The following is a 26,675-nucleotide window of genomic DNA, read 5'->3' on the forward strand; positions in this document are numbered from 1 at the left end:
TCTGAGGAACCTGATACATGTCTATTCTCGTCAATAAAGACACCAAGATCCTCGTTCAGGGCCTGACCGGCAAGACCGGCACGTTCCACACCGAACAGGCACTCGGCTATTACGGCACCAAGATGGTCGGCGGTATCCATCCGAAGAAGGGTGGCGAAACCTGGTCGTCGGGCGTCGATGGCACGGCACTGCCGATCTTCGCTTCGGTTGCCGAAGCCAAGGAACGCACCGGTGCCGACGCGACCGTGATCTACGTTCCGCCGGCAGGCGCTGCCGACGCGATCATCGAAGCGATCGAAGCCGAAGTTCCATTCATCACCTGCATCACCGAGGGTATCCCGGTCATGGACATGGTGCGCGTCAAGGCCAAGCTCGACAAGTCGAAGTCGCGCCTGCTCGGCCCAAACTGCCCGGGCGTGCTTACGCCGGAAGAATGCAAGATCGGCATCATGCCGGGCTCGATCTTCCGCAAGGGTTCGGTCGGTATCGTGTCGCGCTCCGGCACGCTGACCTACGAAGCCGTGTTCCAGACGTCGAACGAAGGCCTCGGCCAGACGACGGCTGTCGGTATCGGCGGCGACCCGGTCAAGGGCACCGAATTCATCGACATGCTGGAAATGTTCCTCGCGGACGACGCCACCCAGTCGATCATCATGATCGGCGAAATCGGTGGTTCGGCTGAAGAAGATGCAGCCCAGTTCCTGATCGACGAAGCCAAGAAGGGCCGCAAGAAGCCGATGGCAGGCTTCATCGCCGGTCGTACGGCTCCGAAGGGCCGCACCATGGGCCACGCCGGCGCTGTCGTTTCCGGCGGCAAGGGCGACGCGGAATCCAAGATCGCGGCCATGGAAGCAGCAGGCATCAAGGTTTCGCCTTCGCCGGCACGCCTCGGCAAGACGCTGGTTGAAGTCCTCAAGGGCTGAACCACATGAATAGCTGTCGCCGCCGGCAAGACTGGCGGCGACAGATGTAATGCCTTTCTTCCCGTACCTTTCCCTGCACGCGGGGCGAGGAAGCTCGCATCAGGCGACATGGCGGGGCCAGGCAGCGGTACGACATGCCTCCTTCGATCCGCTTGCGGAAAGAAGGCGCCGCTCGGCGGACGAGGGGCATGAAGCAGATAGCCAAGAGAATGCGGAACCGTGGAGGTCATCGGTTCCGACCACTGAGGAGGCGGGCGCGGCGCCCGCGATTAAGCCATGTCCCGGCAAGAAGCCAACGAGCAGTTTCTCATCACGTCGTTCCTGGACGGTGCGAACGCCGTCTATATCGAACAACTTTACGCCAAGTACGAAGCCGATCCGAATTCGGTTTCCGAAGAATGGCAGGCCTTTTTCAAAGCACTGGCCGACAGCCCCGAAGACGTGAAGAAGGCGGCGCAGGGCGCTTCCTGGAAGCGTTCGAACTGGCCGATCGCCGCTGGCGGCGATCTCGTTTCCGCTCTCGACGGCAACTGGCCGGTCGTGGAAAAGGCGATCGAGACCAAGGTCAAGGCGAAGGCCGAAGCGGCTGCTGCGGCAACCGGTGCGAGCGTCAATCAGGCCGACGTTCATCAGGCGAGCCGCGACAGCGTGCGCGCCATCATGATGATCCGCGCCTACCGCATGCGCGGCCACCTGCATGCCAAGCTCGATCCGCTGGGCATCGCAAGCCCGGTAGACGATTACAATGAGCTGTCCCCGAAGTCCTACGGCTTCGAAGAGAGCGACTACGACCGCAAGATCTTCATCGACAACGTTCTGGGCCTCGAATACGCGACCGTTCGCGAAATGATCGAGATCCTCGAGCGCACCTATTGCTCGACCATCGGCGTCGAGTTCATGCACATGTCGAGCCCTGAGGAAAAGGCCTGGATCCAGGAACGGATCGAAGGTCCCGACAAGGCGATCGCATTTACCCCGGAAGGCAAGAAGGCCATCCTCTCGAAGCTGATCGAAGGCGAAGGCTACGAACAGTTCCTCGACGTCAAGTTCAAGGGCACCAAGCGTTTCGGTCTCGATGGCGGCGAAGCGCTGATCCCGGCGCTCGAACAGATCATCAAGCGCGGCGGCCAGCTGGGTCTCGAAGAAGTCATCGTCGGCATGGCTCACCGCGGCCGCCTGAACGTCCTGACCAACGTCATGGGCAAGCCGCACCGCGCCGTGTTCCACGAGTTCAAGGGTGGCTCGTTCAAGCCCGACGAAGTCGAAGGTTCGGGCGATGTGAAGTACCATCTCGGTGCCTCTTCCGACCGTGAATTCGATGGCAACAAGGTTCACCTGTCGCTGACGGCCAACCCCTCGCACCTTGAGATCGTCAACCCGGTCGTCATGGGCAAGGCGCGCGCCAAGCAGGATCTTCTGACCAAGGTCTGGGAGAAGGACAACATCATCCCGCTCTCCGAGCGCTCCAAGGTTCTGCCGCTGCTTCTCCACGGCGATGCGGCGTTTGCCGGCCAGGGCGTGGTTGCCGAAATTCTCGGCCTGTCGGGCCTGCGCGGTCACCGCGTTGCCGGCACGATGCACGTCATCATCAACAACCAGATCGGCTTCACCACCAATCCCGGTTTCTCGCGCTCGTCTCCGTATCCGTCGGACGTCGCGAAAATGATCGAGGCGCCGATCTTCCACGTCAATGGCGACGATCCGGAAGCGGTTACCTATGCCGCCAAGATCGCCACCGAATACCGGATGAAGTTCCACAAGCCGGTCGTGCTCGACATGTTCTGCTATCGCCGCTTCGGCCATAACGAGGGCGATGAGCCGTCGTTCACGCAGCCGAAGATGTACAAGGTCATCCGCGCCCACAAGGCCGTGGCCGAGCTCTATGCCGACCGTCTGATCGGCGAGGGCGTTCTGACCGAAGCCGAATTCGACAAGATGAAGGCCGACTGGCGCGCGCATCTGGATGCAGAGTTCGAAGCCGGCCAGGCCTATAAGCCGAACAAGGCCGACTGGCTGGACGGCCAGTGGTCGGGCTTGCGCTCCGCCGACAATGCGGACGAGCAGCGCCGCGGCAAGACCTCGATGCCGACGAAGGAGCTGCGCGAGATCGGTCGCAAGCTGTCGACCATCCCGGAAGGCTTCAACGCCCACCGCACGATCAAGCGCTTCATGGAAAACCGGGCGCAGATGATCGAGACCGGCGAAGGCCTCGACTGGGCGATGGCGGAAGCGCTTGCCTTCGGTTCACTCGCCGTCGAAGGCACCAAGATCCGCCTGTCGGGTCAGGATTGCGAACGCGGCACGTTCAGCCAGCGTCATTCGGTTCTCTACGATCAGGAAACCGAGGAACGCTACATCCCGCTCGCCAACCTGCAGGCTGGCCAGGGCAAGTATGAAGTGATCAACTCCATGCTGTCGGAAGAAGCCGTTCTCGGCTTCGAATATGGGTACTCGCTTGCCCGTCCGAATGCGCTGACGCTCTGGGAAGCCCAGTTCGGCGATTTTGCCAACGGTGCGCAGGTCGTGTTCGACCAGTTCATCTCGTCGGGCGAACGCAAGTGGCTGCGCATGTCCGGTCTCGTCTGCCTTCTGCCTCACGGCTACGAAGGTCAGGGTCCGGAACATTCGTCGGCACGTCTGGAACGCTTCCTGCAGCTTTGCGCCGAAGACAACATGCAGGTTGCCAACGTCACGACGCCGGCCAACTACTTCCACATCCTGCGCCGTCAGGTGAAGCGCGACTTCCGCAAGCCGCTGATCCTGATGACGCCGAAGTCGCTGCTGCGCCACAAGCGCGCCACGTCGACGCTTGCGGAACTGGGTGGCGAAAGCTCGTTCCATCGCCTGCTTTGGGACGATGCGGAAGTCATCAAGGACGGCCCGATCAAGCTGCAGAAGGACGCCAAGATCCGTCGCGTCGTGATGTGCTCCGGCAAGGTCTATTATGACCTGCTCGAAGAACGCGAGAAGCGCGGTATCGACGACATCTATCTGCTGCGTATCGAACAGCTCTACCCGTTCCCGGCCAAGGCTCTGATCAACGAGCTGTCGCGCTTCAAGAACGCCGAAATGGTCTGGTGCCAGGAAGAGCCGAAGAACATGGGCGGATGGGCGTTCATCGACCCGTATCTGGAATGGGTTCTGGCGCATATCGATGCCAAGTATCAGCGCGTCCGCTACACGGGCCGCCCGGCAGCAGCATCGCCTGCGACCGGCCTGATGTCCAAGCATCTGGCACAGCTGGAAGCCTTCCTCGAAGACGCTCTCGGCGGCTGATCTTTCAGCCGTCCCCCATAATTGTTCGAAACGAAATATCGAGAAACACGGAAACAGATCATGGCCACCGAAATCCGCGTCCCTACACTCGGCGAGTCCGTCAGCGAGGCAACAGTCGGCACCTGGTTCAAGAAGGTCGGCGATACGGTCAAGGCTGACGAGCCGTTGGTCGAGCTGGAAACCGACAAGGTTACCGTTGAAGTCCCGGCTCCGGCCTCGGGCGTCCTGACCGAAATCGTCGCACAGAACGGCGAGACCGTCGGTCTCGACGCGCTGCTCGGCCAGATCGCAGCTGGTGCTGCCGGTGCTGCGACCTCGGCCCCGGCTGCCAAGCCCGCCGAAGCCGCTCCGGCGCCTGCTGCCGCTGCTGCTCCGGCACCTGCCGCTCCTGCCGGTGGTTCTTCCATGCCGGCGGCTCCGGCTGCCGCCAAGGTTGCTGCCGACAATAACATCTCGACCGCCGATATCGACGGTTCGGGCAAGCGCGGCCAGGTTCTGAAGGGTGACGTTCTGGCTGCCATCGCCAAGGGCCCGTCCGCAGCCGCGGCACCTGCCGCTCCGGCAGCCCCGCGTCCGGTTTCGTCGGCCGACGATGCGCCTCGCGAGGAGCGCGTCAAGATGACCCGTCTGCGCCAGACGATCGCCAAGCGTCTCAAGGATGCGCAGAACACCGCAGCCATGCTGACCACCTATAACGAGGTGGACATGTCGGCCGTGATGGACCTGCGCAACCGCTACAAGGACGTGTTCGAGAAGAAGCATGGCGTCAAGCTCGGCTTCATGGGCTTCTTCACCAAGGCTGTCACCCACGCGCTGAAGGAACTGCCGGCCGTCAACGCCGAAATCGACGGCACCGACATCATCTACAAGAACTACTGCCACGTCGGCATGGCCGTCGGCACCGACAAGGGCCTTGTCGTTCCGGTCATCCGTGACGCCGACCAGCGCTCGATCGCCGGCGTCGAGAAGGAACTCGGCCGTCTCGCCAAGGCAGCCCGTGACGGTTCGCTCGGCATGGCCGACATGCAGGGTGGCACGTTCACCATCACCAATGGCGGCGTCTACGGTTCGCTGATGTCCTCGCCGATCCTGAATGCGCCGCAGTCGGGTATCCTCGGCATGCACAAGATCCAGGAGCGTCCGGTCGTCGTCGGCGGCCAGATCGTCATTCGTCCGATGATGTATCTCGCGCTCTCCTACGATCACCGCATCGTCGACGGCAAGGAAGCGGTCACCTTCCTGGTCCGCGTCAAGGAAAGCCTGGAAGATCCGGAACGTCTGGTTCTGGACCTCTAAGCCCTGCATATCGAAGCGACGCAAACCCCAGGGACCTGCGTCGCTTCAGTTTCTTTTTTGCCGCATGTCGCCATCGCAAAACCGCTTCACATTTTTGCGCGACATGCTCCGGATTAAGGGAGAGCAACATGGAACCCGCTTCGGCAAATGCGACCCATCTCGTGGTGGTGCTTGCCTTAAGTGTCGTCCTGCTGCTCTTTCATATTCTGCTGCAGGGTTTTCTCGCCACGCGAGAGCTGGGTTCCAAATGGAATGCGGGTCCGCGCGATGAAGATCTGGCACCCAGGAATGCGGCGGCGGGCCGTGCGGCGCGCGCCTCCAAAAATTACCAGGAAACCTATCCGGCCTTTATCGGCCTGCTTCTCGGCCTTGCCTTCATCGGCGATCCGAGCGGGCTTGGCATCGGTGGCGCCTGGGTCTGGCTGATCGCACGGATCGCCTATCTTCCCATCTATCTCGCCGGTATCGCCTATGTCCGTTCGCTCGTCTGGCTGCTCAGCCTTGCGGGTCTGCTGATCATGATGGTTGCGCTGCTGTTCTAAGGGATCCATTCAATGCATGCCTATCTGATCGAACTTGTCTCGCTGATGGCGATCTTCTCCTTTGCGATCGTTTCGCCCGGAGCGGACCTCGCCATGGTGATGCGTCAGGCGATCGTGCATGGCAGGCGTCAGGCGATCGTCACCAGCTTCGGCATCGGCGCTGCGCTGATGTTCCATGTCAGCTACACGATCCTCGGGCTCGGATTGATCATCTCCCAGTCGGTCTACCTGTTCAACATCATCAAGTGGCTTGGCGTTGCCTATCTGCTCTATATCGGCGTCAAGGCGCTGAAGGCGGGCAGGACCGAGATCACCGTTTCGGCGCAGCCCAAGGGCGATGGTGACAAGCGCCGCCAATCGGCGTTGAAGGCATTCACGCTTGGCTTTGCCGCCAATGCGCTGAACCCGAAGCCGGTGTTCTTCTTCCTGTCGATCTTCTCTACCGTCGTCAGCGTGCATACGCCGATAGCGATCAAATTCGGCTACGGGCTGGTCATGGCAAGCTGCCTGATCATCTGGTTCGTGGGCGTCAGCGCATTCATGACGACGCCGCGCATGCGGGCGGCGTTCTCGCGCGCCAGCAAGTGGATCGACCGGACGAGCGGCGTGGTGTTCATTGCGCTCGGGCTGAAACTTGCGACTGAAAAAGCGGCCTGAGGGCCATTCTCGAAATGTCGGCGGGGATGATCCTGCCAAAACCAGGAATTAGGAACTAGAACATGGCTTATGATGTCGTCGTTATCGGTAGCGGCCCCGGTGGTTATGTCTGCGCAATCAAGGCAGCGCAGCTCGGACTGAAGGTCGCTGTCGTCGAAAAGCGCGCCACCTATGGCGGCACCTGCCTCAATGTCGGCTGCATTCCGTCCAAGGCGCTGCTGCATGCATCGGAAATGTTCCACCACGCCGCTCACGGCATGGACACGCTCGGCATCGAAGTGTCTGCGCCGAAGCTGAATCTCGACAAGATGATGGCCCACAAGGATGCGACCATCAAGTCGAACACCGATGGCGTCGCCTTCCTGTTCAAGAAGAACAAGATCGACGGCTTTATCGGCACCGGCAAGATCGTCGCCGCCGGCAAGGTGTCCGTCACAGCCGAAGACGGCAAGGTGCAGGAGCTTGAGACGAAGAACATCGTTATCGCCACCGGTTCCGATGTCGCCGGCATTCCGGGCGTCAATGTCGAGATCGACGAGAAGGTCATCGTTTCGTCGACCGGCGCTCTGGTTCTCGACAAGGTGCCGCAGAACCTGATCGTCGTCGGCGGCGGTGTCATCGGCCTCGAACTCGGCTCCGTCTGGATGCGTCTCGGTGCCAAGGTCACCGTGATCGAATATCTCGACAAGCTGCTCGGCGCCATGGATGCCGACGTGTCGAAGCAGTTCCATCGGATGATCGCCAAGCAGGGCATGGATATCCGCACCGAAGCGAAGGTCACGGCCGTCGAAAAGACGGCAACCGGCGCCAAGGTCACCTATGAGCCGGTCAAGGGTGGCGATGCCGTGTCGGTCGAAGCCGACGTGGTGCTGATCTCCACCGGCCGCAAGCCCTATACCGAGGGCCTCGGGCTGGAAGCTGCGGGCGTTGCGCTCGACGATCGCGGTCGTGTCGAGATCGACCACGGCTTCAAGACCAATGTCGCCGGCATCTATGCGATCGGCGACGTCGTGAAGGGTCCGATGCTGGCGCACAAGGCGGAAGACGAGGGTGTGGCGCTTGCCGAAATCCTCTCCGGCCAGCATGGCCATGTGAATTACGATGTCATTCCGGGCGTCGTCTACACCCAGCCGGAAGTCGCCTCGGTCGGCAAGACGGAAGAAGAACTCAAGGCCGCAGGCATCGCCTACAAGGTCGGCAAGTTCCCGTTCACTGCAAACGGCCGCGCCCGTGCGATGCAGGTGACCGACGGCTTCGTGAAGATCCTGGCCGACAAGGAAACCGATCGCGTTCTCGGCGGCCATATCGTCGGCTTCGGCGCCGGCGAGATGATCCACGAGATCACCGTGCTGATGGAATTCTCCGGTTCGTCGGAAGATCTCGGCCGCACCTGCCACGCGCATCCGACCATGTCGGAAGCGGTCAAGGAAGCGGCTCTTTCGACCTTTGCCAAGCCGATCCACATGTGATCCGGTTGGGCAGGATATGAAAAAGGGGCGGTCCTTGCGACCGCCCCTTTCGCGTTTCCGGTGTTTTTTGGATGCGGGCTCAGTTGACCGCCGTGACCGTGAACCCCTGGCTGCGGAACAGTTCGACCAGGCCGTCCTTGCCCGGCAGGTGCAGCGCACCGACGGCCACGAAAACGTTGCCGTTGGCGAGGATCGGCACTGCGCGCTCTGCCATCGTGTGGTTACGCTTGGTGACGATCAGTTCCTCGAACTCGGCGTAGCCGGCATCGTCGCTTCCATCGGGCGCGACATGCTTGAGAAGCGGCATGGTGAGGCCGATCTCGCCCGTCAGGTAGAGTTCGGTCATCGTTTCGAAGACATCGTTCATCCGGTCGCCGAGCCTGATCGTCTCGATCAGCGATTTCAGGTGCATGTCGATCGGAATGGATGCCATGGCGGCAAGCTGCTCGGCCAGCGTTTCCAGCCCCTTGACGTCCTTGCCGCCGGCAACCGCGTCGAGCGCCAGCTGCTTGTCCAGAAAGGCGGCGTTCTGCGCCTTGCGGGCCAGCTCGCAGGCCGGCAGCGAGACGAGCGACATCAGCATCCAGGGCTGCATGCGCGAGACCGCCGAGAGCGGCACGCCGCGCTTCTTCAGGCCTTCTTCCAGGATGGCCAGATCGTCGGGCTTCAGAAGCTTCTCGATCGAATTGCCATCGGTGAGCATGGTCAGTTCCGGCCGCGTCAGCATGCCGGCCATCGCCTTCTTGTCGTCCAGCACTTCGTCGGATTCGATGACCAGTGTTTTGGCGCTTTCGAACGCCGTATCGGCGCCCGCCGGCATCTTGAGCACGCGCGGGTCGGTGACGTGCATGGTTCCCATAAGCCATGAGGGGGGCAGACCGGGCTTTTCCAGTTTCCAGAAAATGCCCTTGCCATTCGGCACTTTAGCACCTTCCGCCAGAACCGTTTCATAGGCGCTGGGGTTCTCCGCCTTCATCTCATCGAGAAGATTGGCGCCATGGCAGGCGATGTCCTGCGCATTGGCGGTCGTCAGCATGCCGATGACGAGAAGGAGGGATGCCAGGGCGACCACGTGAATGGAGGCTATCAGCCACAGGACGAAGCCCTGCAAACGATCGAGAAGGCGGCTTTCGAGGAGCGTTGGGTTCATCTCACCAATCCGAAATTTTCGATGCGGAGGTTAGCAGCCCGGCTTGCACAGCTGCTTAACGGGGGTGGTTAGCAAATGGTTGCCCTTGTCGATCTAAGCCCGCGGATGGGCGCGATCGTAAACATCGAGAAGCCGTGCAGTATCGACGCCGGTATAGACCTGGGTGGTCGACAGGCTGGCATGGCCGAGCAGTTCCTGGATGGTGCGCAGGTCGCCGCCGCCGGCCAGAAGATGGGTGGCGAAGGAGTGACGCAGCGCATGCGGCGTGGCGGTGTCCGGCAGGCCGAAGGCGCTGCGCATCCTCTGCATCTGCCGCTGGATGATCGCCGGCTGCAATGGCCCGCCGCGCGCGCCGCGAAACAGCGGCTTGTCACCCGTCAGGTGAAACGGGCAGATGTCCCGGTAGCGGGTTACGGCTTCCGATACGACCGGAAGGAGCGGCACGATGCGGGTCTTGCCGCCCTTGCCCCTGATGCGCAGCGTCGTCGTGCCGGGTTCGATTTCGCCCGGCAGCAGGCCGAGCGCTTCGGAAATACGCAGGCCGCAGCCATAGAGAAGCGCCATCACGGCGGCGTCGCGCGCGGCGATCCAGGGCTCCTCGTGCAGCTGGGTCTCGGCCGTGGTGAGGCTGGTTGCCTGACGGTCGGTCAGCGGCTTGGGCAGTGATTTCGGCTGTTTCGGCGCCCGCACTGCGCTGGCGGCCGCTGCATTGATCAGGCCCTGGCGCTCCAGGTAGGACAGCAGCGAACGCAATCCGGCGAGATGCCGGCCGAGCGAGCGGGCGCCGGAGCCATCACGGCGGCGCTGGGCCAGAAATGCACGCAGATCCGCGGGGCGCAGCGTGTGGATGTCGGCGATTTTCGGCGGCCCAGCGAGGTGGCCGGTGAGAAAGGTGAGGAACTGGCGGGTGTCGCGCTCATAGGCGTCGAGCGTGTTTTTCGACAGTCGTCGCTCGCCCTTGAGGCTTTCCAGCCATTCGTGGCGCTTGGCTGCAAGCTCGGGTGAGGCGATGATCAGCAGTTCGTTCAAAGGCTTTAACCGTTGATTTTGGTGGAAAGCCGCACCAGATTGCTATCGGCAGCGTTGTGGAGATCCTAAACCGCGATGGTTGCCAAAGTTTTATCATACAGGGCTGCGACAAGAGCTGCCTTGCCCAAGGAGTACGTATGGCCCGCCGTGATAGTTCGACGACGCTCAGTCAATTCGCGGAGACCATGACCCTGAACTCCCGCGGCCGCCCCGGCCATATCGTCGATACGCTGATTGCCGAGCGGGGACAGCGCATCGTCGGAAGCCCGCTGTGGCCGGTCATGCGGCCGTTTCTCTATACACTTTTGCGCTATGGACGGGCCATCGAATTTGCCGATGACATCGCGCCGAAAAGTGGCTTCCAGTGCTTCGAATACATGAGCGATCTGTTGAGGCTCGAAATCGGGGCGAAGAATGTCGAGCGCATACCGGAAAAGGGCGGTTTCATCCTGGTCTCCAACCATCCGACCGGCATTGCCGACGGTGTCGCCGTGTTCGATCTTCTGAAGGCGACGCGGCCGGACCTGATGGTGTTTGCCAATCGCGATGCCGTGCGCGTCAATCCGCGTTTTGCCGAGATGATCATTCCGGTCGAATGGCGTGACGAGCACAAGAGCAAGCTGAAGACGCGCGAGACGCTGTTGCTTACCAACAAGGCGGTCGAGGAGGGCAAGGTGATGGTGCTGTTCCCCTCCGGCCGCATCGCCTACTGGGAAAACGGCAAGCTCAACGAGCGGCCGTGGAAGACATCGGCCGTCAGTCTGGCGCGCAAATACAATCTGCCGATCCTGCCGATCCACATCACGGCCCGCAATTCCGGTCTGTTCTACTGGCTGGCCAAGTGGTCGACGGAACTGCGCGACATGACGGTATTTTACGAGCTGCTCAACAAGAAGGGCAATCGCTTCGACTTCACCGTCGGCAACATGATCCTGCCGGAGCAGCTGGAAGGCGATCCGGCCGAAGTGACGAAGGCCCTGGAGCATCACACCGTCTTTAACCTGGCGGCGGATGGCGACGCTGAATTCTCCGGCCTGACCAAACCGGCGGTGGTTTCTGCAGCCTGACCGCTTGTCCTTATTGCTTGCGCATGGAGGTCCGGCATGCTTCTGCGTTCCATGTCAGCCCAGAATTATCGATCGCTCAAGGCGATCGGCATGGACCTTGCCGACGTCAATGTCTTCATCGGCGAAAACGGGGTCGGCAAATCCAATCTCTACCGGGCGCTGCAGCTGATCCAGGCCGCAGTCAGGGGCACGCTGGCATCGGAAATCGCGGCGGAAGGCGGCATGGCTTCGGCGCTATGGTCGGGCCATCGGCGCAACGAGAAGAATTTCCGCATCAGGCTGAATGTCGAGGTGCTGGACGAAGAGCGCGCCATTACCTTCCGCTACCGCGTCGAAGCGGGCCTGAGGCCACCCAAGGCCGCCGCGGGTTTTGCCTTCGAGCCGCAGATCAAGGAGGAGGAGCTGACGATCGAAACCGGCCGGCGACCGGTGACGATGATGAAGCGGGCAGGACCCGGCATCATGGTGCGCGGGCCCGAGGGGCGGATGGTGGAATATCCCGAGCGCGCCATGACGTCGGAGACGGCCATCGCGCTTCTGGGTGATGCCGGACACTATCCGGAAATCGGCGCTTTCCGGCGGATGGTGGAAAGCTGGCGCTTCTTCCACGGGTTCCGCACCGATCGGGACTCTCCGATGCGTCAACCATGTCTTGCGGTTACTTCGCCGCTGCTGAACGAGGACGGAGCGAATATCGCTGCGGTCTTCGCGACACTTGCACATATCCGCGGCGACGTGATCGAACTCAACAGGGCGATTGCGACGGCCTTCGAAGGGGCAAGGCTTAATGTTCCCGAACCCGGAGAATATGCCGAATTCGGTCTGGTCTTCCCGCATCTGCCGCTCAGGGTGTTCAAGCCGCAGGAATTGTCCGACGGGCAGATACGCTTCCTCGGGCTGGCCGCGGCGCTGATGTCATACCGTCAGCCGCCATTGATCGCGCTCAACGAGCCGGAAGCCAGCCTGCATCCTGATATGCTGGAACCGCTGGCCGACATGATCGCGGAAGCGGCGCAGTCGAGCCAGATCTGGATCGTCACCCATTCCGAACAGCTGGCGGCAGCGATACGGGATCGTTGTGGCGCAAGGCCGAAACGCGTCATCCGCAGGGACGGCGCGACATGGCTGGAAGGCATGCGGGCGACCGGGGTGATGGACGAGGATGACGAGGACGAGGACGAGGGTGCGTGAGCCATAAAACAGTTCACTTTTGTTCTCTTCCGATGCATGGTCGCGCCGCATGGCCAAAAATTCTTCTGACATGATGGATTCGCTGTTCGGCGACGCGCTTGCGCCGTCGCGGGCGCCGGTGCGCGTCGTGCCGGTTCTGGTGCCGTTGCCGGTGCCGGGGGCCTACAGCTATGCCGTGCCGGATGGCATGCATGTGGAGCCGGGTTCGGTCGTGCAGGTGCCGGTCGGGCCGCGCCAGCTGATCGGTGTCGTCTGGGATGGCGATAACGACGAGCGGCTCGATCCGAAGAAACTGCGGCCGATCACGCTTGCCTTCGACTGCCCGCCGCTTTCCAAGGACATGCGCGATTTCGTCGACTGGGTGTCGGCCTATACGCTATCGCCGCCCGGTCTTGTCGCGCGCATGGCGATCCGCGCCCCGGCGGCGCTCGATCCGGAGCCGATGGTTGAGGGACTGCGCTATCTCGGTGGCGCGCCGGATCGGCTGACGCCGGCCAGAACGCGTGTTCTCGACATGGCGAAAGAGCAGGACGTGCCGTGGACGCGCAGCGGGCTTGCGCATGCCGCCGGCGTATCGCTCAGCGTCATCGACGGTCTGATCAAGCAGGGCATGTTCGACACGATATTTCTTCCGCCGCCGCCGGTGGTGGCAAGGCCCGACCCGGATTACATCGCGCCGCGTATAGAAGGGCCGCAGAAACACGCGGCCGAGGAAGTCGTCGCTTCGATGCGCGAGGGAGGCTTTGCCGCCTCGCTGATCGACGGGGTTACCGGTTCGGGCAAGACCGAGGTCTATTTCGAGGCGGTCGCCGAGGCGCTGCGGAGGGATAAGCAGGTGATGATCCTGCTGCCCGAGATCGCGCTGACGCCGGCCTTCCTGGAGCGTTTCGAGCAGCGCTTCGGGGCAAAGCCTGCCGAATGGCATTCCGATCTTTCGCCGCGCATGCGCGAGAAGGTGTGGCGCGGGGTGGTGACCGGCGAGGTTCGCGTTGTGGCCGGCGCCCGCTCGGCGCTGTTCCTGCCTTTCGAGGAACTCGGCCTCATCATCGTCGATGAAGAGCATGACCCTGCCTACAAGCAGGAGGACCGCGTCTTTTACAATGCCCGCGACATGGCGGTGGTGCGGGCGCGGATCGGTGATTTTCCGATCGTTCTCGTATCGGCCACGCCCTCGGTCGAAAGCCAGGTCAATGGCCTGTCCGGTCGCTACAATCTGGTGCAATTGCCGACCCGTTTCGGCGATGCGGCACTGCCCGACCTGCATCTCGTCGACATGCGCCGGCATCCGCCCGAACGCGGCGGCTTCCTGTCCCCGGTTCTGGTGAGGGCGATCGCGCGGACGATTGAGAAGAAGCAGCAGGCGCTGCTCTTTCTCAATCGTCGCGGCTATGCGCCTTTGACGCTCTGCCGTGTCTGCGGCCATCGTTTCCAGTGCCCGCAATGTTCCAGCTGGCTCGTCGAGCACCGGTTCAAGAGCCAGATCCAGTGCCATCAATGCGGCTATCACCAGCACACGCCGGAAGCCTGCCCGGAATGCGGCACGTTCGACCATCTGGTCGCCTGCGGGCCGGGCGTGGAGCGGATTGCCGAAGAGGTGGAAAAGCATTTCCCCGACGCCCGCACCATTGTCATGTCGTCGGACATCCTCGGCGGCGTCAAGCGCATGCGGCTGGAGCTGGAGGCGATCGCCAAGGGCGATGTCGATATCGTCATCGGCACGCAGCTCGTCGCCAAGGGGCACAACTTCCCGCTGATGACGCTGGTCGGCATCGTCGATGCGGATCTCGGCCTGTCGAACGGCGATCCACGCGCCGCCGAGCGAACCTTCCAGCTGCTCAGCCAGGTGACGGGCCGCGCCGGGCGAACCGGCTTGAAGAGCCATGGCCTGATCCAGACTTTTCAGCCGATGCATCCGGTCATGCAGGCGATCGTGTCCGGCGATTCCACTGCGTTCTATGAGCGCGAGATCAACGAGCGTGAAAAGGCGCTGCTGCCGCCTTTCGGCCGGCTTGCCTCGCTGATCGTCTCGGCGGATACGCGGGCGGATGCGGAAAATCACGCGCGCGGGCTGCGCGCTGCCGCGCCGCATGTCTCCGGCATCGCCATCCTCGGCCCGGCGGAGGCTCCGATCGCACTGGTGCGTGGCCGTCACCGTTTCCGGCTCCTCGTGCACGGAAGGCGCAATTCCGACATGCAGGCCTTCCTGCGGGCGATGATCGGCAGCGGACCGAAGCCGCGCGGCACGATCCAGGTTCAGCTCGATGTCGATCCGCAGAGCTTTCTCTAGCGCCGCCACGCATTCTCCGACGCCGCCTTTGCGACTTGTTTACCCTGTTGGCTAGAATCGTGGGCGATTCGAAGGGAAACAGCGCCATGGAATTCTACTTTCCGACTGAACTGAACGAGCAGGTGGCTTTCGTCGCCTGCGCCATCACTGCCGTCATCGGCCTTGTCATCCTGCTTTTCCCCGGCGCTTGCCTGCGGCTTTCGGCATTTCAGATCGGCGAGGTCCTGCCGGAGGGGTATGGCTCGATCCGCGCTGCCGGCGGTCGCTATCTCGGCCTCGGCGTGCTGCCGATCCTGCTTGCCCAGGACTGGTTCTACATGGCGACCGGCGTGGTTCTGGCGCTCGGCGCCGCGGGGCGTTTTATCTCCTTCCTCGCCGATCGGGGGCTGACGGCCCGAAATGGCCTGTTTTTCCTACTGGAGGTTGTTTTGGCCGCGGGCCCGCTCGCTTACGTTCTCGGGTACATCTGAGCGCGCAAATCGACGCGGGCGGCGAGCGATACCCGGCAAATGAAGGCGCGGGGCGTAAAAATCTGCGCATCCCCTTGAATGCCGGGCTTTTTCGGTGCCGAGTCGTGTTGCGAGTCCCTACATCCTATGCTAGACGGACCCCGAACGTCGGAATGGGTGGGGTGGAGGCCTTATCGGTTTCGGTCGAAAATCAATATTTTTCAAGACTTTGTCCGATCTCACGGGTTCGGGTGATGCGCTTGGATGGCAATTCAGGGAAACTGTGCCTGTGGCTGACACGTCCCCGCTTATTTCCGGTGTTGCGGAGCGCTATGCTTCGTCGCTCTTCGAATTGGCTTTGGAAACCGGTTCTATCGACGCTGTTGGTGCCGATCTTGCTCGTTTCGAGGCGCTCCTGGCGGAAAGCGAAGACCTGCGGCGCCTCGTGGCAAGCCCGGTCTTTACTGCCGAAGATCAGCAGAAGGCCGTTGTTGCCGTTGCTGAAAAGGCCGGTATCTCCGGTGTCGTCGTTAATTTTCTGAAGGTGGTTTCTGGCAATCGGCGCCTGTTTGCGCTGCCGGGCATGATCCGCGCCTATCGCGAAATCGCTGCGGAACACCGCGGTGAAGTTACCGCCGAAGTTACTTCGGCCCATGCGTTGACCGCAACGCAGGAAAAAGAACTCAAGTCGGCGCTGAAGGGCGTGACCGGCAAGGACGTGACCATTGCCGTCACGGTCGATCCGTCGATCCTCGGTGGTCTGATCGTCAAGGTCGGGTCCCGCCAGATCGATACGTCCCTTCGCACCAAACTTTCCACCCTTAAGCTTGCATTGAAAGAGGTCGGCTGATGGATATCCGTGCAGCGGAAATTTCCGCAATTCTCAAGGACCAGATCAAGAACTTCGGCCAGGAAGCTGAAGTCTCGGAAGTCGGCCAGGTTCTCTCCGTCGGCGACGGTATCGCCCGTGTCTACGGCCTCGACAATGTCCAGGCCGGCGAAATGGTCGAGTTCCCCGGCGGCGTTCGCGGCATGGCGCTCAACCTTGAAGCCGACAATGTCGGCGTCGTGATCTTCGGTTCCGACCGTGGCATCAAGGAAGGCGACACCGTCAAGCGTACCGGCGCCATCGTTGACGTTCCGGTTGGTCCGGAACTGCTCGGCCGCGTCGTCGACGCGCTCGGCAACCCGATCGACGGCAAGGGCCCGATCAACTCGACCCGCCGTTCGCGCGTCGACGTCAAGGCTCCGGGCATCATTCCGCGCAAGTCGGTTCATGAGCCGATGTCGACCGGCATCAAGGCCATCGACGCACTCATCCCGGTTGGCCGCGGCCAGCGCGAGCTCGTCATCGGCGACCGCCAGACCGGCAAGACCGCCATCATTCTCGATGCGTTCCTGAACCAGAAGCCGATCCACGACAACGGCCCGGAAAACGACAAGCTGTTCTGCGTCTACGTCGCAATCGGCCAGAAGCGTTCGACCGTTGCCCAGTTCGTCAAGGTTCTGGAAGAGCGCGGCGCACTGCCGTACTCGATCGTTATCGCCGCTACCGCTTCGGATCCGGCTCCTATGCAGTATCTCGCACCTTTTGCGGGCGCTGCCATGGGCGAATACTTCCGTGACAATGGCCAGCACGCGCTGATCGCATATGACGACCTTTCCAAGCAGGCTGTCGCCTATCGTCAGATGTCGCTGCTTCTGCGCCGCCCGCCGGGCCGCGAAGCCTATCCGGGCGACGTTTTCTATCTCCACTCGCGTCTTCTTGAGCGCGCTGCAAAGCTCTCCGACGAGCGCGGCGCCGGTTCGCTGACGGCTCTGCCGGTCATCGAAACCCAGGGTAACGACGTTTCTGCGTTCATCCCGACCAACGTGATCTCGATCACCGACGGCCAGATCTTCCTCGAAACCGACCTGTTCTACCAGGGCATCCGTCCGGCCGTTAACGTCGGTCTGTCGGTTTCCCGCGTCGGCTCGGCCGCTCAGGTCAAGGCGATGAAGCAGGTTGCCGGTTCGATCAAGGGCGAGCTTGCCCAGTATCGCGAAATGGCCGCCTTCGCGCAGTTCGGCTCCGACCTCGATGCCTCGACGCAGCGCCTGCTCAACCGCGGTGCACGCCTGACGGAACTCCTGAAGCAGCCGCAGTTCTCGCCGCTGAAGACGGAAGAGCAGGTTGCGGTAATCTTCGCTGGCGTCAACGGCTACCTCGACAAGATCGCGGTTGCCGAAGTCGGCAAGTTCGAACAGGGTCTGCTCTCCTACCTCCGTTCGGAAGGCAAGGCAGTGCTGGACACGATCCGCACCGAAAAGCAGATCTCGGACGACACCAAGGCAAAGCTGAAGTCGGCTATCGACGCCTTCGCAAAGTCTTTCGCCTAAGAAGTACGGATCAAGCTCAAGGACCGATAACGGATGCCTTCACTTAAGGATCTGAAAAACCGGATCGCCTCCGTCAAGGCGACGCAGAAAATCACCAAGGCGATGAAAATGGTCGCCGCGGCGAAGCTGCGTCGCGCGCAGGAAGCTGCCGAAGCTGCCCGTCCCTACGCCGAGCGTATGGACAAGGTGCTGGCTGGCCTTTCGGCCGCCAATGCCGGCAACGCCGACGCGCCGCTGCTGCTTTCGGGCACGGGCAAGGACAAGGTTCACCTTCTGGTCGTTGCGACCGGAGAGCGTGGCCTTGCGGGGGGCTTCAACTCCTCGATCATCCGCCTGGCACGCGATCACGCCCTGAAGCTCCTTTCCGAAGGAAAGACCGTCAAGATCCTGACGGTCGGCCGCAAGGGCAATGACGTTCTGCGTCGTTCGTTCAAGGACAACATCGTCCATTACATCACCTTCCGCGAAGTGAAGCAGCTTGGTTTCGTCCAGGCTGACGAAGTTGCTGGCAAGGTGCTGGACATGTTCAACGCCGGTGAGTTCGACGTTGCCACGCTGTTCTTCGCGCGCTTCCAGTCGGTGATCGCGCAGATCGCGACCGCGCAGCAGATCATCCCGGCGAAGTTCGACGTTGCCCCGGGTGGCGAGCCGGCCCAGACGGGCGGCGCGCTTTACGAATACGAGCCGAGCGAAGAAGAAATTCTCGAAGACCTGCTGCCGAAGAATGTCGCAGTGCAGATCTTCAAGGCTCTGCTGGAAAACAACGCTTCCTTCTACGGTGCGCAGATGTCCGCTATGGACAACGCGACGCGCAACGCCGGTGACATGATCAACAAGCTGACGCTGTCCTACAACCGTCAGCGCCAGGCACAGATCACCAAGGAACTGATCGAAATTATTTCGGGCGCGGAAGCGCTCTGATCGACAAGAAGAGGGTAAAAAACATGGCTACCGCAACGGGCAAGTCCCTCGGCAAAGTGACCCAGGTTATCGGCGCAGTCGTCGACGTCGCTTTCGATGGCGCACTGCCGCCCATTTTGAACGCACTGGAAACCGAGAACAACGGCAACCGCCTGGTTCTCGAAGTCGCCCAGCATCTCGGTGAAAACCGGGTTCGCACCATTGCCATGGACTCGACCGAAGGTCTGGTTCGCGGCCAGAAGGTCAGCGATACCGGCGCTCCGATCTCGGTTCCGGTTGGCGAGCAGACGCTCGGCCGCATCATGAACGTCATCGGCGAGCCGATCGACGAAGCCGGTGCGCTCGACACGTCGAACCTGCGCTCCATCCACCAGGACGCTCCTCCTTATGTCGAGCAGTCCACCGAAGGCCAGATCCTGGTCACCGGCATCAAGGTCGTCGATCTTCTGGCTCCGTATTCCAAGGGTGGTAAGGTCGGTCTGTTCGGCGGCGCCGGCGTTGGCAAGACGGTTCTCATCATGGAACTGATCAACAACGTCGCAAAGGCGCACGGCGGCTACTCGGTATTCGCCGGCGTTGGCGAACGTACCCGCGAAGGCAACGACCTCTATCACGAAATGATCGAGTCGGGCGTCAACAAGCACGGCGGCGGCGAAGGCTCCAAGGCTGCCCTCGTCTACGGCCAGATGAACGAACCGCCGGGTGCACGCGCCCGTATCGCTCTGACGGGTCTGACCATCGCTGAAGACTTCCGCGACAAGGGCCAGGACGTTCTGTTCTTCGTCGACAACATCTTCCGCTTCACCCAGGCTGGCTCGGAAGTGTCGGCTCTGCTCGGCCGTATTCCTTCGGCCGTTGGTTACCAGCCGACGCTGGCGACCGACATGGGCGCCATGCAGGAACGCATCACCACCACGACCAAGGGTTCGATCACCTCGGTTCAGGCCATCTACGTTCCCGCCGACGACTTGACCGACCCGGCTCCGGCCGCTTCGTTCGCCCACCTGGACGCAACGACGGTTCTGTCGCGTTCGATCGCCGAAAAGGGCATCTACCCGGCCGTCGACCCGCTCGACTCCACCTCGCGCATGCTCGACCCGATGATCATCGGCGAAGAGCATTACGAAGTTGCCCGTAAGGTTCAGACGACGCTGCAGCGCTATAAGGCCCTGCAGGACATCATCGCCATCCTCGGCATGGACGAACTGTCCGAAGAGGACAAGATGACCGTTGCCCGCGCCCGCAAGATCGAGCGCTTCCTGTCGCAGCCGTTCTTCGTTGCAGAAGTCTTCACCGGTGCGCCGGGCAAGCTGGTTGCTCTCGAAGACACGATCAAGGGCTTCAAGGGCCTGGTCAACGGCGAGTACGACCACCTGCCGGAAGCAGCCTTCTACATGGTCGGTTCGATCGAAGAAGCGATCGAAAAGGCCAAGAAGCTGGCAGAAGCCGCTTAATCACAAGCAAAGTATGGCGCGTCGTTCAAATCGGCGCGCCTCTCATCTCGTAAGATCTCGAATTTTCACGCAAGTCCGCATGCCGAGCCAACAAGGCGCCTTGCCGGAATTGCCATAGGAAGTGGACCATCATGGCCGACGCTTTCAACTTTGAACTGGTTTCGCCCGAACGCCTTCTCGTCTCCGAAAAGGTCACCGAAGTGGTGATCCCTGCGACGCTTGGCGAAATGACGGTGCTTGCCAAACACGCGCCGACCATGACGACGATCAAGCCGGGCGTGGTTTCCGTGAAGCTCGCTTCCGGCCAGGTCACCAAGTATGTCGTCTTCGGCGGTTTCGTCGATATCCTGCCGGAAAGCTGCACGCTTCTCGCCGAAGCCGCCGTTCCGGTCGCCGAACTGACCCGCGACACGCTGCAGAAGCGTATCGACGCGACGCAGGCCGATATCGGCAAGGCAAACAACGACGAACACAAGACCAAGCTCGAACAGTTCCTCAACGAACTGACCCAGCTGAACGGCATCGTCGTCGCCGCGTAATTTGCAAGACCCAGCAGTATTGATGAAGGCGGCCTTTGGGCCGCCTTTTGCGTTTCCGAGTTGCCCCGTCGTAAAACGCGGCCTAAAGCGAATCGCGATCTTTCAGATTCGCTCTACACGCTTTAGCTTTTTTTGCGCGTGTCTTAGCTCGAAACCGGCAGCCACTTTCGAGCGACACGCTCTAGTGTCTCACCCTCAGGCCGCCGAAATCAGATGCTGGTGCAACCGTATTGCGCCCGGTGTCAGTGAGCGATAGCGCGGCATGCCGAGGTAGTAGCCGTAGCCCGTCTCCAACCTTTTGTCACCGAGCTCAACCAAGGCGCCAGAGGCCAGTTCGTCGGCGATCAGTCCCCGGCTGCCGAGCGTCACCCCTTCTCCCCGCAAGGCGGCGTCGATCGCCAGCGAATAGGTGGAGAAGGATAGGCGGGGAGCGATGCGCGCCTTTGGCGGTTGCGGAAGACGGGCGAACCACTGGCGCAAGGAAATCCAGTGCGCATTGAACCGTTCGTAGTCGATCAGGTCCAGGCCCGCGATCACCTCGGGTGAGAGGACCGCGGCGGCCAGCTCATGACGGTCGAGATAGCCGGGTGACGCGACCGGCACCAGATCCTCCTTCATCAGCAGACTGAGGTTCCAGCGGGGATGTTCGCCTGTTGTGTAAAGGATGACGAGATCGTTGGCCTCCGAGGCAAGCTCCGATGGAGCATCGGTCGTCAGCAGGCGAACGGAGACAGACGGGCGTTCGTTGTCGAAATCCTTCAGGCGCTTGGCGAGCCACAGGTGCGAGACGGAGCCGCTCGCCGCAATCGAGATCGTTTCGCGACCGCCGCCGCGAAAAGGCTCGAGGCTTTCCTCCAGATAGTCGAGCGTGGCGCGCACGCGCTGGGCAAGCCGCTCGCCGTCCGGCGTCAGCGTCAGGTTGCGGCCGCGTCTTGTGAAGAGTTTTGCGCCGAGCTGGTCTTCCAGTCCCTGAATGCGGCGGCTGACGGCGGCCTGGGTGATGTGCAGTTCGCGGCCGGCACGGGAAAAATTCATGAAGCGGCAGGCGGCGTCGAAGACACGGAATGCTTCCAGCGGTATGCGGTCCAGCATCGGGCTCTCCATGATCTGATGTTATCAACTATGCCGATATTTCGATGGATTTGAAGCGCTGAGATTGTGATGCAGACTGTGCGCATCGACCTCTCATCCGGTGGTGCTGTCTTGAAATTCGCGACCTCCTCCATTCCGCAAATCGAGTTCGGCCCCGGTTTATCGAACAGTCTCGCCAATGCGGTCCGCAGCTTCGATGAGATTTCCGATGTGCTGATCGTCATGGATGCCTTCCTCGCCCGATCCGGCATGGGGGCGCAGATCACCGAGGCGCTTGGGCAGAGGGGTATCGGGGCCGTCGTCTATGCCGATTTTTCCGGCGAGCCGAAACTTGCGCATTTGCGGGCGGCGAGCCGCATGGCGGTCGACGCCGACATGGTGATCGGCGTCGGCGGCGGTTCGGCGCTCGATATCGCCAAGGTGGCGGCGTGCTGTGCCGCCTCCGGCGAGGATCCGATGTTTTACGCGCTGGCGGCCAATCCGCTGCCAGATCGGCCGCTGCGAAAGATCATGGTTCCGACCACGGCCGGTACGGGGTCCGAGACATCCGCCACCAACATATTCACCGGGCCGGAAGGTAAGAAGCTCTGGATCTGGGGACCGGAGACAAAGGCGGATCTGGTGATCCTCGATCCCGAGCTGACGATCACGCTTCCGCCGCAGCTGACCGCCTGGTGCGGCATGGATGCCTTCATTCACGCCTTCGAGGCCGCGACCAACCGCAATGCCCATGCCGGGGCAAAACTCTACGCGCACGAGGCAATGCGGCTGGTCGCAGGCGCGCTTGAGGCGGCAGTCCGATCACCCGACAATATAGAGGCGCGGGGCAATGTCCTGCTCGGCTCCTGCTATGCCGGTATCGCCATCGACAATTGCGGCACGTCTGTCGCCCACAATATCAGCCATGCGCTCGCAGGACTTGCGCCGGTTCATCACGGCCTTGCCACCGCGCTCGGCTTCGAGGCGACGCTCGAATGGCTGGTGGAGGCGGATACGGCCGATCTCAACGAGGCGGCGCGCGCCGTCGGGCTTGGCGCTGCGTCGGCGCTGCCGGGTTACGTCAGCGGGCTGATGGATCGCTGCGACGTCCGGCGTGCCTTGCCTCCGGCGTTTGCGGCTTTTGGTGCGCAGGATCTTGCCGCTGAGATGCGCGCGCCGGAAAACCAGCCGATGCGCCGCTCCTGCATACGCGAGATTTCCGATGCCGATATCGAGTGCTTCGCCGGAACGATCATGGCTTTGCCGAAGACGCTTTGAAGAGGGGTGTGCGATGACCAGGACCTATAGCCGCGACTATTGGGAGGCGGCACTTACTGCTATTGCACCCGAGGGCCGTCACTTCATCGATGGCGGGTACCGCGATGCCGTTTCCGGCCAGACCTTCGGGCGCGACCGGCCGATGGACGGACAGCCGGGGCCGCAGCTTGCTCGGGGTGGGCAGGCCGATATCGACCTGGCCGTCGCATCTGCGCGATCGGCATTCGAAAGCGGCATCTGGCGAAGACGGGAACCGCTCGAGAAGAAGAAGATCATGCTCAAATGGGCGGAGCTGATCCGCGTCCATGCCGAGGAACTCGCGCTTCTCGAAACGCTCGATGTCGGCAAGCCGGTTCTCGCTTCGCTGAATGTCGATGTCAGGCTCTGCGCCGATGGCATCCAGTTCTACGGCGAGATGATCGACAAGATGTATGACGAGGTCGCGCCGACCGGGCCGAATGCGCGCGCACTGGTGCGCAAGGTGCCGCTCGGCGTCATCGGCGCGATCACGCCGTGGAATTATCCGCTGATCATCGATGCGTGGAAGCTCGGCCCGGCCATTGCCGCCGGAAACTCCGTGGTGCTGAAGCCGGCAGAGCAATCATCGCTCTCGGCGATCCGGCTTGCGGCGCTGGCCATCGAGGCGGGACTTCCGGCTGGCGTGTTCAATGTCGTTACCGGCTACGGCGAGGAGGCGGGAAAGCCGCTGGCGCTGCACATGGATGTCGACATGATCGCCTTCACCGGCTCCACCGAGGTCGGCAAGCTGATCATGGGATATGCGGCACAATCGAACGTCAAGCGCGTGGCGCTGGAACTCGGCGGCAAGTCGCCGCTCGTCGTGTTCGCCGATGCCGATCTCGATGCGGCTGCATCTGCCGTTGCCTGGGGCTGTTTCTACAATTCGGGCGAAACCTGCCACGCCTCTACGCGGCTTCTCGTGCAGCGCTCGGTTCAGGATGCTCTGATCGAAAGGATCGAGGCGGTAACCCGACGCGATATCGTGCTGGCGCATCCGTTCGAGCCTGAGGCGCAGATCGGCGCGTTGATCGAGGAGGCGCATATGACGAAAGTGCTCGGCATGATCGCCGACGGGGAGAGCGAGGGCGCCAGACGCGTGTTCGGTGCCGAGCAGGTTCTGTCCGAGACGGGCGGCTACTATGTCTCGCCGGGTGTGTTCGTCGACATGACCAACGACATGAGCCTGGCGCGCCAGGAAATCTTCGGTCCGGTGCTGGCCGCAATTCCCTTCGATACGGAGGAGGAAGCCCTGCGCATGGCCAATGACACGATCTACGGGCTGGCGGGGGCGGTCTTTACCCGAGACATGGACCGCGCGCACCGCTTTTCCGAAGCCCTTCATGCGGGCACGGTGTGGATCAACACCTATGACATGGCGAATTTTTCCACCCCGTTCGGCGGCTTCAAGCAATCCGGTTTCGGCCGCGACCGGTCCGTCCATGCGGTGGACAAGTATTGCGACTACAAGACCATCTGGCAGCAGTTCGGGTGAATGTCATGAGCAAGATCACATCCATCGAGATCACTTACCATCGTCTTCCTCTGGATCCGCCGTTCAAGGCGAGCTGGGACGGCCGGCCGCGACAGCATTTCGATGCGACGATCGTGCGGGTCAGGGATGACGAGGGGCGGGAGGGGATCGGGTCCGGCGATCTGATGAAGGGTTTCGAAGGTCACGAGGACCTGTTCATCGGCCACGATCCGCGCCATCTGGAACGGCATTACGAAGTGCTCTCGCATATCAACTTTCACTATGGCCGCTGCTGGCCGATGGACCTGGCGCTCTGGGATCTTTCCGGCAAGATAACCGGCGAGCCGGTCTGGCGGATGCTCGGCGGGCGCTCGGACAGGGTGCGTCTCTATGCATCGTCCGGTGTCCTGCGGGATGCTCCGGCCATGGCCGATCAGGCGGAACGCTACATCGACGAGGGGTTTGCGGCGATGAAGGTGCGCTTTTCCTCCTCGGCCGGCGGTCGATCCGGCTGGCGTGATGACGTCAAGGCGCTGGAGGCGATCCGGGCTCGGGTCGGAGACCGCCTGGCACTGATGGTCGACTGTAACCAGGGCTGGCGCATGCCTTGGGACACGACGCTCGCCTGGACCTTCAAGGATGCGCTTGCCGTGGCGAAGGAACTGGAACGTCTCGATATCTTCTGGATGGAGGAACCGCTGCATCGCTCCGACCGCAAGGGCATGAAGGCGCTGAAGGACGCAACGTCGGTCAGGATCGCCGGCGGCGAGATGACACGCGAACTTTACGAGTTCCGCGACATCATCGAGGAGCGCGCCTTCGACGTCATCCAGCCGGATGTGGCGCTGGTCGGCGGCATTACCGGATGCCGCCGCCTTGTATATCAGGCGCGGGAGGCGGGTGTCACGTTCACGCCGCATAGCTGGACGAACGGGATCGGCGTGCTCGCCAACGCCCATCTGACCGCCGGCGTCGGTGACGCTCCCTTTCTCGAATACCCTTACGACAATCCCGAATGGAGCGAGGCGCGTCGGGATTATCCGATGGCATCGCCGCTTGCGCATAGCAATGGCTGGCTGGAACTGGGCGAGACGCCCGGCCTCGGCGTGGCGCTGGACGAAGCGCGACTGAAGGCCACACGGATCGGCTGATTTCACCGGATTTCGTCATGGCGGGCTACGCACGACCTGCTATCCTCCCAGCTTTCACGGAGCGATTTGCCATGAAGATCGGGATTGTCGGTGCGGGCATGGTGGGCAGTTCGGCGGGCTTTGCGTTGGCGATAGCCGGCTATGCCACTGAAATCGTGTTCGTCGATCGCAACGAGGCTTTGGCCGTCGCCCAGGCGGAGGATATTTCCCACGCCGTGCCGTTCATGTCCGCAACGCGGGTCAGGGCCGGCGGATATGCCGATCTGGAAGGCGCCGGCATCGTCGTCCTGTCGGCCGGCGTCAGTCAGAAGCAGGGCGAGACGCGCATCGAGCTTCTGGAGCGCAATGCTGTCGTCATCCGCGAGATCGTCGGGAAGATCCTGGCCGTCGTGCCGGATCCGATCCTGCTTGTCGCGGCCAATCCGGTCGACATCATCACCCATATCGCCACGAATATCTCCGGTTTGTCGAAGGAGCGGGTGATCGGCTCCGGCACGATCCTCGATACGGCGCGGTTTCGCAGCCTGCTTGCCCGCCACATGCGGATCGCGCCGCAGTCCATCCCCGCCTTCGTCATCGGTGAACATGGCGATAGTGAAGTTCTCGCATGGTCGGGGGCGATGGCCGGGTCGGCGGACCTCATCTCGTTCGCCAGCCAGCTCGGCCGGCCGATTACGCAAGAGGTGCGCAAGGCGATCAATCATGACGTGCGCAATGCCGCCTACAAGATCATCGAGGGCAAGGGGGCGACCTATTATGGCATTGGTGCCGGTATTGCCCGCATCGTCAGGGCGATCGCACGCGACGAAGGCTCGGTCCTGTCTGTCTCCATCCTGACCGACCACGTCGCCGGCATCGACAATGTCACGCTGTCTCTGCCGCGGGTCGTTGGCGCCCGTGGTGTCACCGCGGATCTGCTGCCGGATCTCGATGATGAAGAGAGCGCCGCGCTTGCCCGCAGTGTCGGCATACTCAAGGACCTTTCCAGCTCCCTTGGCCTCTGATTTTCCGGTCCTTGATTTTCGGCTGCATTCGGCCGGATTTGCCACTTAAG

General features: G+C 62.0%; 22 protein-coding genes. 19 read left to right on the plus strand and 3 right to left on the minus strand.

All coding sequences use genetic code 11. The features are described from left to right. The first annotated feature begins 17 nt into the window (after nt 1-17). From sucD to lpdA, 6 genes are all read left to right on the plus strand, one after another. A complete protein-coding gene (sucD, locus tag AC0JZ4_RS07355; protein ID WP_432295998.1) occupies nt 18-923 on the plus strand; it encodes a succinate--CoA ligase subunit alpha in 906 nt (301 codons plus the stop codon). Between the two features lie 276 nt (nt 924-1,199). Next, nucleotides 1,200-4,199, plus strand: coding sequence for a 2-oxoglutarate dehydrogenase E1 component (locus tag AC0JZ4_RS07360; protein WP_471885744.1), 3,000 nt, complete (start codon nt 1,200-1,202; stop codon nt 4,197-4,199). 60 nt (nt 4,200-4,259) lie between these two features. Beyond that, nucleotides 4,260-5,495 carry a 2-oxoglutarate dehydrogenase complex dihydrolipoyllysine-residue succinyltransferase gene (gene odhB / locus AC0JZ4_RS07365; RefSeq protein WP_471885745.1) on the plus strand — a complete coding sequence of 412 codons (1,236 nt, stop codon included), beginning with the start codon at nt 4,260-4,262 and terminating at the stop codon, nt 5,493-5,495. A gap of 128 nt (nt 5,496-5,623) precedes the next feature. Continuing rightward, the gene (locus AC0JZ4_RS07370; protein ID WP_471885746.1) at nt 5,624-6,037 is read left to right on the plus strand and encodes an MAPEG family protein; all 414 of its coding nucleotides are present in this window, start codon (nt 5,624-5,626) and stop codon (nt 6,035-6,037) included. 12 nt (nt 6,038-6,049) lie between these two features. Continuing rightward, nucleotides 6,050-6,694, plus strand: a complete 645-nt coding sequence (locus AC0JZ4_RS07375; protein ID WP_471885747.1) for a LysE family translocator — start codon at nt 6,050-6,052, stop codon at nt 6,692-6,694. Between the two features lie 62 nt (nt 6,695-6,756). Continuing rightward, complete coding sequence (lpdA, locus tag AC0JZ4_RS07380; RefSeq protein WP_471885748.1) at nt 6,757-8,163, plus strand: dihydrolipoyl dehydrogenase; 1,407 nt, start codon at nt 6,757-6,759, stop codon at nt 8,161-8,163. A gap of 79 nt (nt 8,164-8,242) precedes the next feature. Here the strand turns inward: lpdA and AC0JZ4_RS07385 are convergent, their stop codons facing one another. Both AC0JZ4_RS07385 and AC0JZ4_RS07390 read right to left on the minus strand, forming a co-directional pair. Continuing rightward, the gene (locus AC0JZ4_RS07385; RefSeq protein ID WP_471885749.1) at nt 8,243-9,313 is read right to left on the minus strand and encodes a TraB/GumN family protein; all 1,071 of its coding nucleotides are present in this window, start codon (nt 9,311-9,313) and stop codon (nt 8,243-8,245) included. A gap of 93 nt (nt 9,314-9,406) precedes the next feature. Then, on the minus strand, nt 9,407-10,342 hold the full coding sequence (locus AC0JZ4_RS07390; RefSeq protein ID WP_471885750.1) for a tyrosine recombinase XerC: 936 nt from the start codon (nt 10,340-10,342) through the stop codon (nt 9,407-9,409). 137 nt (nt 10,343-10,479) lie between these two features. On the opposite strand from AC0JZ4_RS07390, the gene AC0JZ4_RS07395 reads away from it, so the two are divergent. The 9 genes from AC0JZ4_RS07395 to AC0JZ4_RS07435 all read left to right on the plus strand — a co-directional run bounded on the left by AC0JZ4_RS07395 (nt 10,480) and on the right by AC0JZ4_RS07435 (nt 20,629). Next, nucleotides 10,480-11,409: a GNAT family N-acetyltransferase gene (locus tag AC0JZ4_RS07395; RefSeq protein WP_471885751.1), complete on the plus strand. Its 930-nt coding sequence runs from the start codon at nt 10,480-10,482 to the stop codon at nt 11,407-11,409. 36 nt (nt 11,410-11,445) lie between these two features. Then, a complete protein-coding gene (locus AC0JZ4_RS07400) occupies nt 11,446-12,600 on the plus strand; it encodes an AAA family ATPase (protein ID WP_471885752.1) in 1,155 nt (384 codons plus the stop codon). Nucleotides 12,601-12,649: 49 nt separating this feature from the next. Then, nucleotides 12,650-14,887 carry a primosomal protein N' gene (locus AC0JZ4_RS07405; RefSeq protein ID WP_471885753.1) on the plus strand — a complete coding sequence of 746 codons (2,238 nt, stop codon included), beginning with the start codon at nt 12,650-12,652 and terminating at the stop codon, nt 14,885-14,887. An 86-nt stretch (nt 14,888-14,973) separates the two neighbouring features. Then, nucleotides 14,974-15,357 carry an AGROH133_08824 family phage infection protein gene (locus tag AC0JZ4_RS07410; RefSeq protein WP_471885754.1) on the plus strand — a complete coding sequence of 128 codons (384 nt, stop codon included), beginning with the start codon at nt 14,974-14,976 and terminating at the stop codon, nt 15,355-15,357. A gap of 262 nt (nt 15,358-15,619) precedes the next feature. Continuing rightward, on the plus strand, nt 15,620-16,186 hold the full coding sequence (locus AC0JZ4_RS07415) for a F0F1 ATP synthase subunit delta (protein WP_471885755.1): 567 nt from the start codon (nt 15,620-15,622) through the stop codon (nt 16,184-16,186). Continuing rightward, entirely contained in the window at nt 16,186-17,715 is a 1,530-nt protein-coding gene (atpA, locus tag AC0JZ4_RS07420; protein ID WP_471885756.1) for a F0F1 ATP synthase subunit alpha, read from the plus strand. Before AC0JZ4_RS07415 ends, atpA begins: the two co-directional genes overlap by 1 nt. A gap of 33 nt (nt 17,716-17,748) precedes the next feature. Continuing rightward, nucleotides 17,749-18,636 carry a F0F1 ATP synthase subunit gamma gene (locus tag AC0JZ4_RS07425; RefSeq protein ID WP_471885757.1) on the plus strand — a complete coding sequence of 296 codons (888 nt, stop codon included), beginning with the start codon at nt 17,749-17,751 and terminating at the stop codon, nt 18,634-18,636. A 23-nt stretch (nt 18,637-18,659) separates the two neighbouring features. Continuing rightward, nucleotides 18,660-20,090, plus strand: coding sequence for a F0F1 ATP synthase subunit beta (gene atpD / locus AC0JZ4_RS07430; RefSeq protein ID WP_471885758.1), 1,431 nt, complete (start codon nt 18,660-18,662; stop codon nt 20,088-20,090). Nucleotides 20,091-20,221: 131 nt separating this feature from the next. Next, on the plus strand, nt 20,222-20,629 hold the full coding sequence (locus tag AC0JZ4_RS07435) for a F0F1 ATP synthase subunit epsilon (RefSeq protein ID WP_471885759.1): 408 nt from the start codon (nt 20,222-20,224) through the stop codon (nt 20,627-20,629). 195 nt (nt 20,630-20,824) lie between these two features. Here AC0JZ4_RS07435 and AC0JZ4_RS07440 read toward each other — a convergent pair whose 3' ends face one another. After that, entirely contained in the window at nt 20,825-21,721 is an 897-nt protein-coding gene (locus AC0JZ4_RS07440; RefSeq protein WP_471885760.1) for a LysR substrate-binding domain-containing protein, read from the minus strand. A 69-nt stretch (nt 21,722-21,790) separates the two neighbouring features. Here AC0JZ4_RS07440 and AC0JZ4_RS07445 point away from each other — a divergent pair, with 69 nt between their 5' ends. The 4 genes from AC0JZ4_RS07445 (at nt 21,791) to AC0JZ4_RS07460 (ending at nt 26,625) form a co-directional block, all read left to right on the plus strand. Continuing rightward, nucleotides 21,791-22,978 (plus strand): iron-containing alcohol dehydrogenase, encoded by a 1,188-nt coding sequence (locus tag AC0JZ4_RS07445; protein ID WP_471885761.1) that lies wholly within the window; start codon nt 21,791-21,793, stop codon nt 22,976-22,978. Between the two features lie 13 nt (nt 22,979-22,991). Further along, nucleotides 22,992-24,491, plus strand: a complete 1,500-nt coding sequence (locus tag AC0JZ4_RS07450) for an aldehyde dehydrogenase (protein ID WP_471885762.1) — start codon at nt 22,992-22,994, stop codon at nt 24,489-24,491. Nucleotides 24,492-24,496: 5 nt separating this feature from the next. Beyond that, nucleotides 24,497-25,621, plus strand: a complete 1,125-nt coding sequence (locus AC0JZ4_RS07455) for a mandelate racemase/muconate lactonizing enzyme family protein (RefSeq protein ID WP_471885763.1) — start codon at nt 24,497-24,499, stop codon at nt 25,619-25,621. Nucleotides 25,622-25,692: 71 nt separating this feature from the next. Then, nucleotides 25,693-26,625 (plus strand): L-lactate dehydrogenase, encoded by a 933-nt coding sequence (locus tag AC0JZ4_RS07460; protein ID WP_471885764.1) that lies wholly within the window; start codon nt 25,693-25,695, stop codon nt 26,623-26,625. Nucleotides 26,626-26,675 lie beyond the last annotated feature (50 nt).

This window comes from [Rhizobium] kunmingense, from assembly GCF_977018605.1.

Coding starts and splice junctions, on each gene's coding strand:
- sucD (WP_432295998.1), top strand. CDS start 18: ATGTCTATTCTCGTCAATAAAGACACCAAGATCCTCGTTCAGGGCCTG.
- AC0JZ4_RS07360 (WP_471885744.1), top strand. CDS start 1,200: ATGTCCCGGCAAGAAGCCAACGAGCAGTTTCTCATCACGTCGTTCCTG.
- odhB (WP_471885745.1), top strand. CDS start 4,260: ATGGCCACCGAAATCCGCGTCCCTACACTCGGCGAGTCCGTCAGCGAG.
- AC0JZ4_RS07370 (WP_471885746.1), top strand. CDS start 5,624: ATGGAACCCGCTTCGGCAAATGCGACCCATCTCGTGGTGGTGCTTGCC.
- AC0JZ4_RS07375 (WP_471885747.1), top strand. CDS start 6,050: ATGCATGCCTATCTGATCGAACTTGTCTCGCTGATGGCGATCTTCTCC.
- lpdA (WP_471885748.1), top strand. CDS start 6,757: ATGGCTTATGATGTCGTCGTTATCGGTAGCGGCCCCGGTGGTTATGTC.
- AC0JZ4_RS07385 (WP_471885749.1), bottom strand. CDS start 9,313: ATGAACCCAACGCTCCTCGAAAGCCGCCTTCTCGATCGTTTGCAGGGC.
- AC0JZ4_RS07395 (WP_471885751.1), top strand. CDS start 10,480: ATGGCCCGCCGTGATAGTTCGACGACGCTCAGTCAATTCGCGGAGACC.
- AC0JZ4_RS07400 (WP_471885752.1), top strand. CDS start 11,446: ATGCTTCTGCGTTCCATGTCAGCCCAGAATTATCGATCGCTCAAGGCG.
- AC0JZ4_RS07405 (WP_471885753.1), top strand. CDS start 12,650: ATGGCCAAAAATTCTTCTGACATGATGGATTCGCTGTTCGGCGACGCG.
- AC0JZ4_RS07410 (WP_471885754.1), top strand. CDS start 14,974: ATGGAATTCTACTTTCCGACTGAACTGAACGAGCAGGTGGCTTTCGTC.
- atpA (WP_471885756.1), top strand. CDS start 16,186: ATGGATATCCGTGCAGCGGAAATTTCCGCAATTCTCAAGGACCAGATC.
- AC0JZ4_RS07425 (WP_471885757.1), top strand. CDS start 17,749: ATGCCTTCACTTAAGGATCTGAAAAACCGGATCGCCTCCGTCAAGGCG.
- atpD (WP_471885758.1), top strand. CDS start 18,660: ATGGCTACCGCAACGGGCAAGTCCCTCGGCAAAGTGACCCAGGTTATC.
- AC0JZ4_RS07435 (WP_471885759.1), top strand. CDS start 20,222: ATGGCCGACGCTTTCAACTTTGAACTGGTTTCGCCCGAACGCCTTCTC.
- AC0JZ4_RS07440 (WP_471885760.1), bottom strand. CDS start 21,721: ATGCTGGACCGCATACCGCTGGAAGCATTCCGTGTCTTCGACGCCGCC.
- AC0JZ4_RS07445 (WP_471885761.1), top strand. CDS start 21,791: ATGCAGACTGTGCGCATCGACCTCTCATCCGGTGGTGCTGTCTTGAAA.
- AC0JZ4_RS07450 (WP_471885762.1), top strand. CDS start 22,992: ATGACCAGGACCTATAGCCGCGACTATTGGGAGGCGGCACTTACTGCT.
- AC0JZ4_RS07455 (WP_471885763.1), top strand. CDS start 24,497: ATGAGCAAGATCACATCCATCGAGATCACTTACCATCGTCTTCCTCTG.
- AC0JZ4_RS07460 (WP_471885764.1), top strand. CDS start 25,693: ATGAAGATCGGGATTGTCGGTGCGGGCATGGTGGGCAGTTCGGCGGGC.